This is a genomic window from Streptosporangium pseudovulgare (genome assembly GCF_014648055.1).
GTDB classification, from domain to species: Bacteria; Actinomycetota; Actinomycetes; order Streptosporangiales; family Streptosporangiaceae; genus Streptosporangium; species Streptosporangium pseudovulgare.
Genome location: NZ_BMQJ01000021.1, coordinates 75943 through 91330 on the forward strand (window position 1 = coordinate 75943; position 15388 = coordinate 91330).

15 protein-coding genes are annotated in these 15388 nt (G+C 72.2%); 10 read left to right on the forward strand and 5 right to left on the reverse strand.

What is annotated here, in order from left to right:
• Positions 1-28 precede the first annotated feature (28 nt).
• Positions 29-685, forward strand: a complete 657-nt coding sequence (locus tag IEZ10_RS32075; RefSeq protein WP_189250265.1) for an HNH endonuclease family protein — start codon at positions 29-31, stop codon at positions 683-685.
• A 161-nt stretch (positions 686-846) separates the two neighbouring features.
• Here IEZ10_RS32075 and pgm read toward each other — a convergent pair whose 3' ends face one another.
• The gene (pgm, locus tag IEZ10_RS32080) at positions 847-2484 is read right to left on the reverse strand and encodes a phosphoglucomutase (alpha-D-glucose-1,6-bisphosphate-dependent) (protein ID WP_189250266.1); all 1638 of its coding nucleotides are present in this window, start codon (positions 2482-2484) and stop codon (positions 847-849) included.
• A 181-nt stretch (positions 2485-2665) separates the two neighbouring features.
• Between pgm and IEZ10_RS32085 the strand changes: the two genes are divergently transcribed.
• On the forward strand, positions 2666-3325 hold the full coding sequence (locus IEZ10_RS32085) for a VC0807 family protein (RefSeq protein WP_189250267.1): 660 nt from the start codon (positions 2666-2668) through the stop codon (positions 3323-3325).
• Here IEZ10_RS32085 and IEZ10_RS32090 read toward each other — a convergent pair.
• Complete coding sequence (locus IEZ10_RS32090; protein WP_189250268.1) at positions 3301-3504, reverse strand: hypothetical protein; 204 nt, start codon at positions 3502-3504, stop codon at positions 3301-3303. The genes IEZ10_RS32085 and IEZ10_RS32090 overlap by 25 nt on opposite strands.
• Before the next feature lie 18 nt (positions 3505-3522).
• Here IEZ10_RS32090 and IEZ10_RS32095 point away from each other — a divergent pair, with 18 nt between their 5' ends.
• From IEZ10_RS32095 to IEZ10_RS32105, 3 genes are all read left to right on the forward strand, one after another.
• Positions 3523-4158: a hypothetical protein gene (locus tag IEZ10_RS32095; protein WP_229811862.1), complete on the forward strand. Its 636-nt coding sequence runs from the start codon at positions 3523-3525 to the stop codon at positions 4156-4158.
• Between the two features lie 402 nt (positions 4159-4560).
• Positions 4561-5244 (forward strand): fasciclin domain-containing protein, encoded by a 684-nt coding sequence (locus IEZ10_RS32100; protein ID WP_189250269.1) that lies wholly within the window; start codon positions 4561-4563, stop codon positions 5242-5244.
• A 175-nt stretch (positions 5245-5419) separates the two neighbouring features.
• A complete protein-coding gene (locus tag IEZ10_RS32105) occupies positions 5420-7054 on the forward strand; it encodes a RecQ family ATP-dependent DNA helicase (RefSeq protein ID WP_189250270.1) in 1635 nt (544 codons plus the stop codon).
• A gap of 150 nt (positions 7055-7204) precedes the next feature.
• On the opposite strand, the gene IEZ10_RS32110 is transcribed toward IEZ10_RS32105, so the two are convergent.
• Positions 7205-8023, reverse strand: coding sequence for an SAM-dependent methyltransferase (locus IEZ10_RS32110; protein ID WP_189250271.1), 819 nt, complete (start codon positions 8021-8023; stop codon positions 7205-7207).
• Between the two features lie 104 nt (positions 8024-8127).
• A complete protein-coding gene (locus IEZ10_RS32115) occupies positions 8128-8703 on the reverse strand; it encodes an ATP-binding protein (protein WP_189250272.1) in 576 nt (191 codons plus the stop codon).
• 158 nt (positions 8704-8861) lie between these two features.
• On the opposite strand from IEZ10_RS32115, the gene IEZ10_RS32120 reads away from it, so the two are divergent.
• Complete coding sequence (locus IEZ10_RS32120) at positions 8862-9107, forward strand: DUF397 domain-containing protein (RefSeq protein ID WP_179828352.1); 246 nt, start codon at positions 8862-8864, stop codon at positions 9105-9107.
• Between the two features lie 108 nt (positions 9108-9215).
• A complete protein-coding gene (locus IEZ10_RS32125) occupies positions 9216-10121 on the forward strand; it encodes a Sco1979 family transcriptional regulator (protein ID WP_189250273.1) in 906 nt (301 codons plus the stop codon).
• 71 nt (positions 10122-10192) lie between these two features.
• Here the strand turns inward: IEZ10_RS32125 and IEZ10_RS32130 are convergent, their stop codons facing one another.
• The gene (locus IEZ10_RS32130) at positions 10193-11443 is read right to left on the reverse strand and encodes a serine hydrolase domain-containing protein (protein ID WP_189250274.1); all 1251 of its coding nucleotides are present in this window, start codon (positions 11441-11443) and stop codon (positions 10193-10195) included.
• Positions 11444-11660: 217 nt separating this feature from the next.
• On the opposite strand from IEZ10_RS32130, the gene IEZ10_RS32135 reads away from it, so the two are divergent.
• From IEZ10_RS32135 to IEZ10_RS32145, 3 genes are all read left to right on the forward strand, one after another.
• Positions 11661-12626, forward strand: coding sequence for a LysR family transcriptional regulator (locus IEZ10_RS32135; RefSeq protein WP_189250275.1), 966 nt, complete (start codon positions 11661-11663; stop codon positions 12624-12626).
• A 133-nt stretch (positions 12627-12759) separates the two neighbouring features.
• Positions 12760-14172 carry a CaiB/BaiF CoA transferase family protein gene (locus IEZ10_RS32140; RefSeq protein ID WP_189250276.1) on the forward strand — a complete coding sequence of 471 codons (1413 nt, stop codon included), beginning with the start codon at positions 12760-12762 and terminating at the stop codon, positions 14170-14172.
• A gap of 30 nt (positions 14173-14202) precedes the next feature.
• A complete protein-coding gene (locus IEZ10_RS32145) occupies positions 14203-15387 on the forward strand; it encodes an acyl-CoA dehydrogenase family protein (protein WP_189250277.1) in 1185 nt (394 codons plus the stop codon).
• Position 15388 lies beyond the last annotated feature (1 nt).

Consider the following 15388-nt stretch of genomic DNA (forward strand, 5'->3'; position numbering starts at 1 on the left):
CGGGTTCTCGTTGGGTATAGGGGAAACCATGATTTTCCTGAGGCGGGCATCCCTCGTCGCCGTACTGACTCTCGTGGCCGTCCCCATCACCCCCTTCGCCGCCCCGCAGGCTGCGGCGGAACCGCGTAAGCAATCACAGGCCGCGAGCGCGGCCCTCGCCCGGCACATGCTGGTCCGGCTCAAGGTCGCCAGGCCCTTGTCCATCCGCGGCTACAGCCGCGAGCGGTTCCAGCCCCAATGGGAGCACCGCAAGGGCAGGTGCGACACGCGGGAAACGGTGCTGGCCCGCGACGGGCGGCGCGTACGCCGTAACGCGGCCTGCCACCCGGTCAGGGGGCTCTGGTACAGCCCGTACGACGGCAAACGGCTCAGGAGTGAGAAGCAGGTGGACGTCGATCACGTGGTGCCGCTCGCCTACGCCTGGCGCTCGGGCGCCAAACGGTGGAGCCCGGCCAAGCGGCGCGCGTTCGCCAACGACCTCACCCGCCCCGAACTGCTCACCGTCAGCCACTCCGCCAACATCGCCAAAGGCGGGCAGGGCCCACAGAACTGGCGCCCGCAACGCCGCGCCTACTGGTGCCGGTACGCGACCTCGTGGATCACCGTGAAGCACCACTACCGGCTCTTCGTGACCCGCAAGGAGAAGGTGGCCCTGCTCAACATGCTCCGCACCTGCCGACGCTAGCCGGCGGCGCGGGCGAGGCCCACCCCGCCCCAGCCGCGACCTCTCGCCTGTCGATCACGCCGGCGACGGGCGGGCCGTCACCGGCCCTCCGGGTCATCGCCCCGGGCGCCGCCCCGCGGGCCCGGGGCGATGACCCGCCCCGGACCGACCCGCGGGGTCCCTCATTTCAGTGCCTGGGAGACCAGGTCACGGGCGGCCTCCTGCACCTGGGCGAGGTGCTCGGGCCCCTTGAAGGACTCGGCGTAGATCTTGTAGACGTCCTCGGTGCCGGAGGGGCGGGCGGCGAACCAGGCGCTGTCGGTGGCGACCTTGACCCCGCCCAGCGGGGCGCCGTTGCCCGGCGCGGTGGTGAGCACCTCCCTGATCGGCTCACCGGCCAGGGTGTCGGCGGTGACCTGGCCGGCCGAGAGCCGGGACAGGATCGCCTTCTCCTCGCGGGAGGCGGGGGCGTCCACCCGGGCGTAGGCGGGGTCGCCGAACCTCCCGGTCAGCGCGGCGTAGTGCTCGCTCGGCGAGCGGCCGGTGGTCGCGATGATCTCCGAGGCCAGCAGCGCCAGGATGATCCCGTCCTTGTCGGTGGTCCACACCCCGCCGTCGCGGCGCAGGAACGACGCCCCGGCGCTCTCCTCGCCGCCGAAGCCGAGGGAGCCGTCCAGCAGCCCCGGCACGAACCACTTGAAGCCGACCGGCACCTCCACCAGGCGCCGCCCCAGGTCGGCGGCCACCCGGTCGATCATGCCGCTGCTCACCAGCGTCTTGCCCACCCCGGCGCCGGCCGGCCAGTCCGGCCGGTGGGAGTAGAGGTAGGAGATCGCCACCGCGAGGTAGTGGTTGGGGTTCATCAGGCCGCCGTCGGGGGTGACGACACCGTGCCGGTCGGCGTCGGCGTCGTTGCCGGTGGACACGTCGTACGCCTCGCGGTTCTGGATCAGCGAGGCCATCGCGTACGGCGACGAGCAGTCCATCCGGATCTTGCCGTCCCAGTCGAGGGTCATGAACCGCCACGTCGGGTCGGTCAGCGGGTTGACCACCGTCAGGTCCAGCCGGTGCCGCTCGGCGATCTCCCCCCAGTAGGCGACGCTCGCGCCGCCCAGCGGGTCGGCGCCGATCCGCACCCCGGCCGACCGGATCGCGTCGATGTCCAGCACCGAGGGCAGGTCGTCGACGTAGGAGCCGAGGAAGTCGTACCGCCCGGTCGTCTCGGCGGCCAGCGCCTTCGCGTAGGGGACGCGCCGCACGCCCTTCAGCCCCTCCGCGATGAGGGTGTTGGCGCGGTCCTGGATCCAGGAGGTGGCGTCGGTGTCGGCCGGGCCGCCGTTCGGCGGGTTGTACTTGAAGCCGCCGTCGGCGGGCGGGTTGTGCGAGGGCGTCACCACCACGCCGTCGGCGAGGCCGGCCGTACGGCCCCGGTTGTGGGTGAGGATCGCGTGGGAGACCGCCGGGGTCGGGGTGTAGCCGTCGCGGTCGTCGATCAGGACCCGCACCCCGTTGGCGGCGAAGACCTCCAGCGCCGACACCCGCGCCGGCTCCGACAGCGCGTGGCTGTCGGCCCCGAGGAACAGCGGGCCGTCGATGCCCTGCTCCGCCCGGTACTCCACGATGGCCTGGCTGGTGGCGAGGATGTGGTCCTCGTTGAAGGCCGTCTTCAGTGACGAGCCCCGGTGGCCGGAGGTCCCGAACGCCACCCGCTGGCCCACCTCGCCGGGGTCGGGGCGCAGGGAGTAGTAGGCGGTCACCAGCCGGGCCACGTCAACCAGGTCGGACGGCTGTGCGGGCTTGCCCGCGCGGTCGTGCGTCATCGGATTCTCCTCACCTCACCAGGGCCACATCGCCAAGGCCAACCGTACTTACCCGCGAACCGGCGGCTCACCGCCCCCTTCGGCGTTCGCCCCTTGCGGTTGTTACTTGGCTGAGTTATTTATTACTCATGGAAGTAATCACGGTGCGGGCGCCGGGCCGGTCCCGCCCCCGGAGGCCCCGGTGAGCGGCCGCGCCCGCGCGGGGCTCCTCCTGCTGGTCGACCTGGTGGCGCCCGCCGGGCTCTACTACCTGCTGCGCGCGGCCGGCCTCGGCGAGACCGCCGCGCTGCTCACCTGCTCGCTGATGCCGGGCGCGGGCATGACCGTCACCTTCGTCAGGGAGCGCCGGCTCGACCCGGTGGGCCTCTTCATGACGGGTGTGACGCTGGCCGGGGCCGGCCTGACGCTGGTCACCGGGAGCCCCCGCCTCATCCTCCTCAAGGGAGCCCTGCTGATGGCGGCCTTCGGCGGGTGGTTCCTGTACTCGGCGCGCGGCGGCGACCCGGTCCACGGCCCCAGGCCGATGGCGATGCGGCTGTCCCGGCCGCTGCTGGAGGGATGGGCCGTCGCCCGGTGGCGGCCGTGGGACGAGCTGTGGGAGCAGTCACCGCTCTTCCGCCGCATCTGGCGGGTCTCCACGGTCATCTGGGGCGTCGGGGCGCTGGCCGACGCGGCGGTCCGCGCGGTGATCGCCTTCGCCCTGCCCGTCGATCTCGCCGTGGGGCTGAACGGCGGGCTGTACGCGCTCTACTCGATGCTCATGCTGGTGATCGTCAACGTCTACCAGGTGCGGGCGGGCCTGTTCGACCGCCGCGTCTACGCCTCCGCCGCGCCGGAGTGACCGTCCGTGCCGGACCCGGTCGCGGAGGTCTCCTCGATCTCCTCCAGGCGGGCCCGGAGCCGGGCCCGGATCTCCTCCGGCGTGTAGGAACGCCGCCGCCGCTCGGCCCGGACCACCACGGCCCCGGTCGCCGCGACACCCGCCACCCCGGCCAGGCCGACTATCTTCCACCACCGCATGTGCCTAGGCTACTTCCCGTGATCGGCAAAAGCGTCAGCCTCGACGAGGCGGTCAACCTGACCCGCACCGGCGACGTGTGGCTGTTCCGCGGCCGCAGCGTGCCCGACCGGGCCATCCAGACGGTGACGAACAGCCCCGTCAACCACGTCGGCATGTCCGTCGTCATCGAGGACATGCCTCCCCTGATGTGGCACGCCGAGCTGGGCCGGTCGCTGCCCGACCTGTGGTCCGGCACCCACCAGCGCGGCGTCCAGCTGCACGACCTGCGCGACGCGGTCCGCGTCTGGGCCACCCGGTACGGCCAGCGCGGCTGGCTGCGCCAGCTCGAACCCGAGGTGACCGCCGGGATGGAGGACGCGGTGCTGCGCGTCATCTCCCGGCTGGACGGCACGCCGTTCCCCTCCACGGCCCGGCTCGCCGGGCGCTGGCTGCGCGGGCGGGTGCCGCGGGCCCTCCGGCGCGCCGCGACCGGCAACGCCCTGGAGAGCGCCTACTGCGCGGAGGTCGTCGCCGTCACCTACGAGGAGATGGGCCTGCTCCCGGCCGGTCGCCGGCCCCACTGGTACGACCCGGGCCGCTTCTGGAGCGGTGACGACCTGGAGCTGACCGGCGGCTTCCAGCTCGGCGGGGAGATCACGGTAAGGCTCGCATAGGGCCTGCGCGGGCCTGGCGTACGCGGCCCGGTCGCAGGCGGCTGGGGTGCCGGTCCGCGTCGTCGAGGCGGAGGACGGGGCGGGCGGCCGCCTGGCCTGAGCCGCCTGACCTGAGCCGCTCGGCCTGAGTCGCTCGGCCTGAGTCGCTCGGCCTGAGTCGCGCGACCTGAGTCGCGCCGCCGCGCCGGGCGCGGAGCGTCGGGACCGTCCACCCCCCGGTACGGCGACACACCATGACCGTGCCCCCAACTGATCACTTAGGGAGATATGTAGTCAAGAGTCACCTTATGCGGTATTTATCGGCAAATTGTGGGGGAATCGATCAACGAAGAGAACGATGGGCACCTTCGGGTCCGCCCGACCGGATCCCGGAGGGCTCAACCGTCCGACAAGGAGATCACCGTGAAGAAGTCTCTTCTCGCCTCGGCACTGGCGGCCCTCACCCTGGCGGCGGCCCCGGCGGCGCAGGCCGTCACCGCGGCCTCCTTCCTCACCACGCCCAGCCCGGGGCCTACGGACATGACCTCCCCCGGACCCTCCGAGATGTCCGGCTCGCCGTCGGCCGGTGAGGCGGGCCAGCCGTTCGGCCCCGGCTGCTCCCAGCTGCCGGCGGAGGGCAAGGGCAGCCCGGCCGAGCTGAAGAACGAGTCGCTCGACCAGGCCCTGCAGGACATTCCCCAGCTGTCCACGCTCGACAAGGCCGTCAAGGCCGCCGGGCTGACCGACCAGCTGAAGTCCGCCCAGGACATCACGGTGTTCGCGCCCGTCAACGAGGCATTCTCCAAGATCCCGAAGGAGGCCATGGCCAAGGTCCTGCAGGACAAGGAACAGCTCACCAAGATCATCCATAACCACGTCGTCGAGGGCCGCAAGACCCAGGCCGACCTCGCCAGCGGGACGCTGACCACCGTGGGCGGCGGCACGCTGAACGTCTCGGGCTCCGGCGAGGAGTACACCGTCAACGACGCCAAGATCCTCTGCGGCAACATCCAGACGTCCAACGCCACCATCTACCTCGTCGACTCGGTCCTGATGCCCGAGGCCGGGGCGTCGGCGTCGGCGTCGGCCTCGGCGTCGCCGAGCTGACCGGCCGGGAGGGGGCGCCCGCGGCGGACGCCCCTGACCGCGCCCCGGAGCGCGCCCCTGACGGCGCCTCCGGCCGGGCTTCTGACGAGGCCTTCCTCCTTCGTCTCCTCGTCGAGGACTACCCCGCCCGTCCCTGGGAACGGGCGGGGTAGTCGAGCGGAGACGGGGGAGCCGTATGAGCGAGGGCAGGTCCGGCCAGGTGGAGCGGCGGCTGCGGGAGACCGCCCGCGAGGCCTTCGGATGGGACGACCTGCGTCCCGGGCAGCCGGAGGCCATGCGCCACCTGATGGACGGCGGGGACACGCTGGTGGTCATGCCCACCGGGGCCGGCAAGTCGGCCGTCTACCAGATCCCCGCGCTGCTCATCGACGGGCCGACGGTGGTGGTGTCACCGCTGATCGCCCTGCAGCGCGACCAGGTGGCCGGGCTGCGGGAGGCCGACGCCGGCGGGGCGGTCGCCGTCAACTCCGCGCAGTCCGACGGCGAGGCGTCCTTCGAGGCGATCCGCAAGGGCACGGCGGAGTTCCTGTTCCTGTCCCCGGAGCAGCTCGCCAAGCACGAGACGATCGAGCGGCTCCGCGCGGCCCGCCCCTCGCTGATCGCCATCGACGAGGCCCACTGCGTGTCGGCGTGGGGACACGACTTCCGCCCCGACTACCTGGGCCTGGGACGGGTGATCGAGGCCCTCGGCCATCCGCCGGTGGCGGCGCTGACCGCCACGGCCACCCCGTCGGTCCAGGAGGAGATCGTCCAGGCGCTGGGCCTGAGGGACGTCCACCGGGTCGTGCGGGGCTTCGACCGGCCCAACATCGACCTGGAGGTGCGCCGCTTCGTCACCGCCGAGGACCTGCGGCGGGCGCTGGTGGAGGACGCCGCCTCCCGCGAGGGCGTCGGGCTGGTCTACGTCGCCACCCGCCGCGCCACCGAGGAGTACGCCGCCGCGCTGCGCGAGCGGGGCCGCCGGGTCGAGCCCTACCACGCGGGTATGAAGGCGGCCGAACGGCAGCGGGTGCACGAGCTGTTCCGCGACGGCGAGGTCGACGTCGTCGTGGCGACGTCGGCGTTCGGCATGGGGATCGACAAACCCGACGTGCGCTACGTGCTGCACGCCGCCCCGCCGGAGTCCCCCGACTCCTACTACCAGGAGATCGGCCGCGCCGGGCGGGACGGCGGCCCGGCCTCCGCCGTGCTGTTCTACCGGCCGGAGGACCTGGGCCTGCGTCGCTTCTTCGCCGGAGGCCGGGCCGACGAGGAGCTTCTGCTGCGGACCGCCACGCTGCTCGGCGAGCACGGCGGCGCCGTCCCGGCGGGCGAGCTGCGCGCCGTGCTGGACGTCGGCCCCACCCGGCTCACCCGGGTGGTGAACCTGCTGGAGAAGGTCGGCGCGGTCGAGGTCACCACCGAGGGCGACGTGCGCGTCGTCCCCGGCGGGCCGGAGCCGGAGGAGGCGACGGCGCGGGCCGTCGAGATCGACGACACCCGCCGCCGCATCGACGAGTCCCGCATCGACATGATGCGCGGCTACGCCGAGACGGCCGGCTGCCGCCGCCGGTTCCTGCTGGAGTACTTCGGCGAGCCGTACGAGCGCGCCTGCGGTGCGTGCGACACCTGCCGGGAGGGCGCGCCCGCCGGGCCCGGGCCCAGCGACTCCTTCGCCATGCACGCCAAGGTGCGCCACAGCTCCTGGGGCGACGGCATGGTGATGAGCAGGGAGAGCGACCGCATCACCGTGCTGTTCGACGAGGTCGGGTACAAGACCCTCTTCCTGGAGGCGGTCGAGCGCGAGGGCCTGCTGACGGAGATCCGCTGACGGCGGTCCGATGACGGCGGTCCGCTGACGGCGGGCCCACCGGCGGCACCGGCTCGCGACGGGAAACGCGCCGGCGCCGCGTGGCCGTACCGGGGCCGGAGGGGACCGGTGAAGTGGCGGGGCGGCGGAGGGGCGGGGCGTCCGGGCGGGTCAGCCCGTCTTGCGGGCCACCCCGGCCATCGTCCAGGTCCTGGCGGGGCGCTGCGCGGCGAGCGGGTTGTCGGGACGCCAGTGGCGGGCGTACACGAAGCCCGGCTCCACCAGCTCCATGCCGTCGAAGAAGCGCAGCACCTCGCGGCGCGTGCGCGCGGCCCGCTCGCCGTAGCGGTTGAGGAGCCTGCGGTAGACCGCGGTGATCGGGTCGGCCACCTCGGGATGGTCGTCGAAGACGGCGTGGGCGATGACGAGGTGGCTGCCGACCGCCAGCGAGTCGCGCAGCAGCGCCACGCTCTTGTGCGGATTGTCCTCGTCGGGGATGAACTGGAGCGCGTTGGTGATCAGGACGGCCGTCGGCCGGTCGGGGTCGATGAGCGCCCGCAGCTCCGGGTCGGCCATCAGCTCGTCCTGGTGGAGGACGTCGCCCCGGACGACGGCGGTGGCGCCGTCGGTGGCCAGCAGCGCCCTGCCGTGGGAGAGCACGACCGGGTCGTCGGCGACGTAGACCACGCAGGCCCCGGGGATGACCGAGCGGGCGACCTGGTGGACGTTCTCCCGGGTGGGCAGGCCCCAGCCGAGGGCGAGGAACTGGTCGATCCCCTCGTGGGCCAGGTGGCGCACCACCCGGCCGAGGAACGCCTCGGTCTCCTCGACCATGTTCTTGATCTCCGGGGCGATCGCCAGGATCTGCTCGACGGCCTGCCGGTCGGCCGCGAAGTTGTCCTTGCCGCCGAGGATGTAGTCCAGCATCCGGGCGACGTTGGGTGTGCTCGTGTCCAGCCGCGGTGGCGGACGCCGGTCCGTGCCGCTCATGTGTCACCTCCCTCGTCGCCTGTGAGGGTAGAGAAGACCGGCGGCGAAGGATAGACATCGGCGAGTGGACAAAGGGAGAAATATTCTTATTTTTCCGCTGCGGCTCAGCGGCATGCCTCCAGGCGCCGGGCGGTCCTGCCGGGAAGGGCGAACGACGCCCACACGGCCTTGCCGCTGGTCTCCAGCGGGGCCCATCCCCACGTCTCGCAGATCCCCTGCACGACCTGCAGGCCGCGGCCGCTCTCGGCCTCGAAGTCCGGCTCGCGCAGTCTGGGGCCCTCGTCGCGGGGGTCGGTGACCGCGCACAGCACCGCGCGTTCGGTGTGGCAGACGACGACCCGGACGTCGTGGAACGGCAGGGCGCGGCCATCCCCCCGCAGCCCGTGCCGCACCGCGTTGGTGACCAGCTCCGACACCACCACGGAGGCGTCGTCGACCAGGGGTTCGAGCTCCCAGGACACCAGCGCGGCCGCGGCGAACTCCCGCGCGGTGCGGGCCGCCCAGCGATCGTGGGACAGCCCGCGCGCGGCCAGGCGGAGCTGCCCGGCCGGAACCTCGGTGCCGGACCAGGGGGGTGGGCCGCCCGGGGGAAGGATGCGGCCGAGGATGGACAGCCACCGCTCCCATCCACCGGTCTCGGACCGGAGGGAGGGGGCGGGGTGCGTGGGGTAACCAGTCATCTGTGACCTTGGGATGCGTGGCGTTCGCGTAACAAGGGCAATGCGAATAGCTATATTGCCCATGAGTGTTGTGCATAAGCAAGTACAGATGCACGTGCAGATGCACAAAGCTCTATGATCGAGGCGTGTCTTCCCTGCGGTCCCCGTGAGAGGCGAGGATGAACGAGCAGCTCAACGGCGTCTCGGCGGCTCTGCTGGCCGGAGCGGTGTGGCGCAAGAGCCGGTTCAGCAACCCCAGCGGCAACTGCGTCGAACTGGCCCCCCTGCCCGGCGGCGCGGTCGCCGTGCGCAACTCCCGCGACCCCGACGGACCGGCGCTGGTCTACACCCGGAACGACCTCGACGCCTTCGTCCGCGGAGTGAAGGGCGGGGATTTCGACGACCTTATTGTCACGATTGGTTGAAGAATAAAATTCGCTGTGGCCGGGAACGAGTGATCGGAGTACGGTGAAGGCTCGCGACGGCCACAAAGAGTGGGCGGGGGGTCGCGTTCCGCGCACGAAGGACTGCTGATGACCACACCTCGCGCCGACGGCGAACCGGCCGTTCCGATCCCCATCGCCGCGCCGAGGGGCAGCTCGACGGTTCTCCGGATCGTGCTCGGCGCCCAGCTGCGCCGGCTCCGGGAGGGCCGCGGCATCACCCTGGAGGAGGCCGGCTACGCCATCCGCGCCTCCCACTCGAAGATCAGCCGGATGGAGCTCGGCCGGGTGAGCTTCCGGGTCCGCGACGTCGCCGACCTGCTCACCCTGTACGGCGTGACCGACGACGACGAGCGCCGGTCCCTGCTCTCCCTCGTCGAGCGGGCCAACCAGACCGGCTGGTGGCACAACTACAACGACGTCCTGCCGAACTGGTTCGAGACCTACGTCGGCCTGGAGGAGTCGGCCTCCGGCATCCGCAACTACGAGGTCCAGTTCGTGCCCGGCCTGCTGCAGAGCGAGGACTACGCGCGGGCCGTGATCCTGCTCGGCTTCCCCGCCGCGGGCGAGGAGGAGCTGGAGCGCCGGGTACGGCTGCGCATGGCGCGCCAGCGGGTGCTGCGCGGCACCGACCCGCCCCACCTGTGGGCGGTGCTGGACGAGGCGGTGCTGCGCCGCCCGCTCGGCGGGGCCGAGGTGATGCGCGGCCAGATCGACCACATCCTGGCCGCCCTGGAGCTGCCGAACGTGACGGTGCAGATCGTGCCGTTCAGCGTCGGCGGCCACGCCGCGGCCGGCGGGCCCTTCAGCATCCTGCGCTTCGCCCAGCCCGACCTGCCGGACATCGTCTACCTGGAGCAGCTCACCAGCGCGGTCTACCTGGAGAAGCGCGACGAGGTGGAGCGCTACATCGAGGTGATGGAGCGGCTCTGCATCGAGGCCGAACCGGCCTCGCGCACCCCCGAGATCCTCAGGCGGATCCGCGACGAGCTCTGACGGCTCCGCGACGAGCTCCGACGGCTCCGCCGCCCGCCCGCGCGGACGGGCGGCGGGGCCGCGCCGGGACCTCAGAGGTACTGCGGGAACAGGTCCGTCGTCGGCCAGCTCGTCACCGTGACGGCGTTCATCCGCGGGCTGAGCACGTCGAAGTCGAGTGTGCCCGCCTCCTCCCGCCGGTTGAACAGGGCCGCGTAGGTGAAGCCGTTCTGCAGCCGGGCGAGGTAGGTGTAGGTGCCCGGCATGCCGCCCGCGTGCCAGGTGTTGAGGTGGCCGGTGACCTGACGGACGTACCAGCCGGCGCCGTACCACCAGCCGTCGCCGCTGACGCCGATCTCCGGCTTGGCGACCATCCGGGAGATCGACGTGGAGTTCAGCACCGGTCCGGCGGCGTCGAAGACGCGGGCGAACCGCACGAGGTCCACCGCCGAGGCCACCCAGCCGCCGTTGGCGTCCTGGTTGGGCATGTTGAACCCGCCGTACTGGTACGGCACCACGGTGCCGGAGTCGTCCAGCACCGTCTTGCGGGTGTACTGCGAGTCGTAGGACACCTCGCCCGGCAGCGCCTCCGACCGCAGGCTGCGGCCGATCCGCATCCGGGTGACACCCACCGGGGCGAACAGCGTCTGGCGGACGTAGGACTCGTAGTCCATGCCGGAGACCTTCTCGACGATCCGGCCGAGCAGCAGGTAGCCGTAGTTGCTGTAGACCATCTTCGAGCCCGGGTCGAAGTCCAGCGGCCGCCCGGTGGCGTAGCGGATGATGTCGTCGTGGCCGATCGGCAGCGGCGCGTCCAGCGCGGCGGAGATCGTGTGGTCCAGCCAGAGCTGGTCGCCCGAGACGTCCCGGTCCCAGCCGCCGAGGTGCTGCAGCAGGCGCAGCACGGTCACCTGGGCGAGCCTGGGGTCGGCGGTGGCCGACAGCCCCAGCAGCGTGGTGACCGGGGCCGACAGGCTCAGCCTGCCGTCCTGGACCAGCCGCATGATCGCGGTGGCCGTGATGTGCTTGCTCAGGCTCGCGATGCGGAACAGCGAGGTCGGCGTCGTCTGCGGCACGTAGCGCGAGCCGTCCGAGTAGGTGTATCCGCGGGCCAGCACGAGCTTGCCGTACTTGGTGATCGCGAGTTGCGCGCTGGAGATGCCCCGTTCCTTGACGAAGGTCTTCATCACGTTGTCGAACCCGGCCAGCGAGGAGGGGGCGGTGCCGGAGACCGTGACTTCCGGCGGGAGAGGAGCCGCCAGGGCGGGCCGGGCGCCCAGCGCGAGGGCGGGCAGCGCCCCCGCGCCCGCCCTGAGCAGGTTCCGGCGGCTGAGCGTCGTCACTTTCTGACCTCCAGTATCGGTGCGCTCCAGAAAGATCAACATCTTACGGACATTTCCTGTAAGTGATCTCTGGTTCACCCGGGTACGGCGGGCGCCGGAAGGGCGCGTGCCGTGTCCGCCCGTGTGCCGTGTCCGCCCGCGGGGGGCCGGGCGGCCACGTGCGGCCGCGCGCCCGGCGGGCGGGACCGGCCGTACGGCCGCGCGTAGCATCGCTGGTGTGGAGCTGTTCCACCTGCGCTACTTCGTCGCCGTCGCCGAGCAGCTCAGCTTCTCGGGGGCGGCGCGGCGGCTGCACATGGCCGCCTCGCCGCTGAGCCGCCGGGTGCGCGACCTGGAACACGAGCTCGGCGCCGCGCTGTTCGAGCGCGACTCCCACCACGTCCGCCTCACCGAGGCGGGCACGACGCTGCTGCCCATCGCCCGGGACATCCTGGCCCGCGCCGACGACATCCCGTGGCGGCTGAGCCGGGTGTCCGCCGGCGGGCGCGACGTCGTCCTCGTCGGCGTCCCCCCGGGGCTGCACGAGAGCCTGCGGGAGGGGCTGCGCACCCTGGAACGCCGGCTCGCCGGGTGGTACGACCTCAGGCGCTGGCCGGGCGGCAGCGAGGACCTGGCGCGGGCCGTGGCCCGGGGCGAGCTGACGGCGGCGTTCGTCCGGCTGCCGGTGCGCGGCCCGGAGGCGGCGGCGCTCGAGGTGCTGGAGGTGCTCGCCGAGCCGCTGGGGGCGGTGCTCCCGGCCGCGGAGTTCGGCTCGCGCACCTCGGTCTCGCTCGCCGAGCTGAGGGACCACGCCTACGTCGTGGCCGCCCCCGGCCTGGCTCCCGCCTATTTCGACCGGCTGGACCGAGAACTGTCCGAGGCGGGAATAAAACAGCGAATCCGCCTGAAAACCGGGGACTACACCGGCACCGGGGAAATCGTGGCGCAGGGTTCGGCGTTCTCCGTCTCCATACTGGGCGAGCGGACCGCCATGCGCAGGTACCGCCATGAGGATACGGTGCTCCTGCCCTTCTCGGACTTCGATCCGTCCCTGGTCACGGGGCTCGTCTGGCGTGCCGACCGGTTCGCCGCCGATCCGGCGCTGCGCCGTCTCGTCGCACGGGCGAAAGAGGTGACCGGACTCGGCGAGCCCCTTCGGAACCGCCGTGTGATCCGTTTCCCGAAAACGCCTCCAGCGGCGTGACCACAGCGGTCACGCCGCCTTTTCCGTATCGGTCGGGCCAATAGTTTGCCCGGCTAAGTATCGACGGGTAATTTGGATAAGGAGAGAAATACGCAGAACACTTCACGGGTGCGTGCGCCCGTCGGGAGCCGCAATGCCTGAGCCGAAGAACCACACCGGCGCCGCCACGCCGCGGCGGGCGCCCGAGCCGGAGAACCCCGCCGTCACCGCCACGCCGCCGCGGGAGCCGTCCGCCGCCCCGCCGCGGGAGCCGTCCGGGCCGCTGGCGGGGGTGCGGGTCGTCGACCTGTCCACCGTCGTCATGGGCCCGTACGCCGCCCAGATCCTCGGCGACCTCGGGGCGGACGTCATCAGGATCGAGCCGCCGCGGGACACCGCCCGCAACGGCACCGTCCACCGCACCCCGGGCATGACGTCGCTGTACCTCAACGTCAACCGCAACAAGCGCAGCGTCCGCCTCGACCTCAAGGACGACGCCGACCGCGAGCGGGCCATGGACCTGCTCGCCACGGCCGACGTCCTGATCACGAACATGCGCATCGGCGCGCTGCGCCGGCTGGGCATGGACCACGAGAGCCTGCGCGGGCGCTTCCCCCGGCTGATCTACGCCCACGCCCAGGGGTTCCGCCCCGACTCCGCCCGCGCCGGGCTGGCCGCCTACGACGAGACCATCCAGGCCGCCTCCGGCCTGATCGACGTCGCCGAGCGCGCCGCCGACATCGCGCGGCCGGTGGTGCTGCCGACCATCCTCGCCGACAAGGTCAGCGCGCTGACCATCGTCTACAGCACGCTGGCGGCGCTGGTCCACCAGCGCGCCACCGGGCAGGGCCAGCTCGTGCAGGTCCCGATGGCCGACACCATGATCGCCTTCAACCTCGTCGAGCACCTGCAGGGGCACACCTTCGAGCCGCCCCTCGCGCCGACCGGGTACGCCCCCGCCCTCAACCGGGGCCACCGGGCCCGGCCGACCAGGGACGGCCTGGCGATGATCATCCCCTACAGCCCGCAGAACCACCGCGACCTCTTCGCCGCCGCCGGCCGGCCCGACCTCGCCGACGACCCCCGGGTCAACGGCGAGAAGATCAACGTCGTCCGGGACGGCGTCGCCCTGTCGGAGATGGTGGAGTCGGTCACCCCGGCGCTGACCACCGCCGAGTGGGCCGAGGTCTGCGCCAAGCACAGCATCCCGTTCGGCCCGGTGCTGCGGCTGGAGGAGGCGTCCGGCGACCCCTACGTGCGAGAGGGCCACCTGATGGACGTCGCCGAGCACCCCACCGAGGGCCCCTACCGGGTGATCGGGGTGCCGGTGGCCTTCTCCGCCACCCCGGCCTCCGTCCGGCGCCACGCGCCGCGTCCCGGCCAGGACACCGAGGAGGTGCTGGCCGAGCTGGACCGTCGCGCCGTCGCGCGGGCCCGCCCCGAGGGGACCGGTCCCACGGAGACCCGCCTCATGGAGACCCGCCTCACGGAGGCCCGCCGTACGGAGATCCGCCCGGCGGAGGCCTGCCCCGCGGAACCGGGGGCATCGGAAGTATCCGGGCACTGACCCCCGAACTGAAAGAGCAAGGTGATTCTCATGGCGAAGCACGCCAACCCCGATCCGGACTTCTTCGGTTTCGCCGAACTGCTCACCGACGCCGAGCGGGCGAGGCTCGCCGAGATCCGCGACTATCTGGAACGCGAGGTCCGGCCCCTCGCCCAGACGGCGTGGGAGTCGTCGGAGTTCCCCTTCGAGGTCATCGGCAAGTTCGCCGAGCTCGACCTCGCCGGGCACGCCTACCCCGAGTTCGGCGGCCACGCCCCGCAGCGGGCGCTGTTCAACGGGTTCGTCTCGCTGGAGATGAACCGCGTCGACCCCTCCCTCGCCGTCGCCCACGGCGTGCATACCGGCCTCGCCATGGGCAGCATCGACGGCGGCGGCAGCGACGAGCAGCGCCACCGCTGGCTGCCCGACATGGTCAAGTGGAACAAGATCGGCGCGTTCGCGCTCACCGAGCCCGAGGGCGGCTCCGACGTCGCCGGCGGCATGCGGACCACCGCCCGCCGCGAGGGCGACCGCTGGGTCCTCGACGGCGCCAAGCGGTGGATCGGCAACGGCACCTTCGCCGACCTGATCGTCGTGTGGGCCCGTGACGTGGCCGACGACCAGGTCAAGGGCTTCGTCGTGGAGAAGGGCGCCCCCGGCCTCACCACCTCCAAGATCGAGGGGAAGATCGCCCTGCGCGCGGTGCAGAACGCCGACATCACCCTCACCGGCGTCGAGGTGCCCGAGGCCGACCGGCTCCAGCGCGTCAACGGCTTCCGCGACGTCGCCGAGGTGCTGCGCAGGACCCGCGGCAACGTCGCCTGGCAGGCACTGGGCGTGTCGGTGCGCGCCTACGAGCTGGCCCGCGCCTACGCCGTCGAGCGGGTGCAGTTCGGCCGCCCCATCGCGGGCTTCCAGATGATCCAGGACCTGCTGGTCCGGATGCTCGCCGACATCACCGCGTCGTTCGGCATGATGGTCCGGCTGGCGCAGCTCGCGGACGAGGACCGGGTCGGCGCCGCGCAGGCCGCGCTGGCCAAGGCGTTCACCACGACGCGGATGCGCGAGGTGGTCTCCCGGGCCCGCGAACTGTTCGGCGGGAACGGCATCGTGCTGGACCACGAGATCGCCAAGCTCTTCGCCGACGCCGAGGCGATCTACTCCTTCGAGGGCAGCCGGGAGATGAACACCCTCATCGTCGGCAAGGCGATCACCGGCCACAGCGCCTTCGTCTGAC